This is a genomic window from Rhizobium sp. PRIMUS64 (assembly GCF_023006465.1).
Classification (GTDB): Bacteria; Pseudomonadota; Alphaproteobacteria; order Rhizobiales; family Rhizobiaceae; genus Rhizobium; species Rhizobium leguminosarum.
On sequence record NZ_JALBGX010000290.1, the window covers coordinates 1 to 1,351 of the forward strand.

At 65.3% G+C, this 1,351-nt stretch carries 3 protein-coding genes; all 3 read right to left on the minus strand.

Annotated elements, in window-relative coordinates; all coding sequences use genetic code 11:
* Window positions 1-476: bifunctional hydroxymethylpyrimidine kinase/phosphomethylpyrimidine kinase (locus tag MOV76_RS39135; protein WP_247266596.1), on the minus strand; the 476-nt coding region annotated here is incomplete at its 3' end.
* Complete coding sequence (gene thiE / locus MOV76_RS39140) at window positions 473-1,108, minus strand: thiamine phosphate synthase (protein WP_115156758.1); 636 nt, start codon at window positions 1,106-1,108, stop codon at window positions 473-475. The genes thiE and MOV76_RS39135, both read right to left, overlap by 4 nt.
* Window positions 1,105-1,351 (minus strand): hydroxyethylthiazole kinase (locus tag MOV76_RS39145; RefSeq protein WP_247266597.1); only part of this gene is annotated, 247 nt, incomplete at its 5' end. The genes thiE and MOV76_RS39145, both read right to left, overlap by 4 nt.

A 1,351-nucleotide genomic window follows, 5' to 3' on the forward strand; every position in this document is an offset into this window, starting at 1 on the left:
GACGCCATATCAGCGCGATTTGTCGCGACCGGCTGGTGCAGCAGCGCGGCGGCTTCGGGCAGGTTCGGGGTCAGCAGCGTGGCAAGCGGCAGCAGCCGGTGGGTCAGCACGTCGACCGCTTCAGGCGCGAGCAGGGCGGCTCCACCCTTGGCGATCATGACAGGATCGATGACGATCGGAATGTCCCGGTGGTCAGTCAGCGCACCGGCAACGGCGTCGGCGATGCCGGCATTGGCGATCATGCCGATCTTGACGGCATCGACGCGGACATCGGCAAAGACGGCATTGATCTGGTCGGCGACGAATTGCGGCGGCACCAGATGCACACCGCTGACACCTTGCGTGTTCTGCGCCGTCAACGCGGTCAGCACCGCCATGCCGTAGACGCCGCGGGCGGAAAAGGCCTTGAGATCGGCCTGGATGCCGGCGCCACCGGAGGGATCGGAGCCGGCGATCGAGAGAACGTTGCGGATCATGCACGGGCCTTTCGGATTTCTGCGGCGATGTGGCGCGTGGCCGCTTCAGGATCTGGCGTGCCGCAGATGGCGGAAACGACGGCAAGCCCTTTGGCGCCTGCGGCAAACACTTGAGCGACATGATCCGCCTTTAGCCCACCGATCGCGACCGATGGCACCGGCGAGGCCTTCACCAGCCTTGCAAGACCGTCAAAACCGATCGGCTGCTTGTGGTCGGCCTTGGTCGGTGTCGCAAACACCGGTCCGACGCCGGTATAATCGACCAGATCAGGATCAACGGCGGCGGCGAGCGGCGCGGTCTCGACCGAGAGGCCAAGGATCATGTCGGGGCCGATCATCGTCCGCGCTTTGTGTGCATCCATGTCTTCCTGGCCGATATGCAGACCGTCGGCGCCGATGGCGATTGCCGCCTCGACATCGTCGTTGACGATGAGGAGGGCGCCGGTCCCCTCCAATGCCTGTTTCAAGGCGCGGCCGGTCTCGATCATCCCGATGGTGGCGGCATGTTTGTCACGCAGTTGCACCATGGTCGCGCCGCCGGCAACGGCAAGTCGCGCCGTTTCGACCATGCCGATCCCGGCGCAGAGATCGGGGTCGAGGACGAGATAGAGCGAAAGGTCGAAAGCTTTCATGCCGCCGATATCCTCGCCCTGGCGTCAAGCGTTTCGGGGTCGAGCGCAGCTAACGCATCGAGGAAACGCCATGAGAATGAACCGGGGCCGGCCGCCCCAAGTGCGGCCTCTTCGCCGGCGATGGCGAAGGTTGCTAGTGCCGCAACCGTCGCGCCGAAGATGTCTTCGGGTGCCGTCGCGGCAAAGGCGCCGACGAGGCAGGTGAGCGAGCAACCGAGCGCGGTGACTTGCGGCATCAGCGCC

Bases quoted from the DNA above. Each gene is read 5' to 3' on its own strand.
- thiE (WP_115156758.1), bottom strand. From the start codon at position 1,108: ATGAAAGCTTTCGACCTTTCGCTCTATCTCGTCCTCGACCCCGATCTC.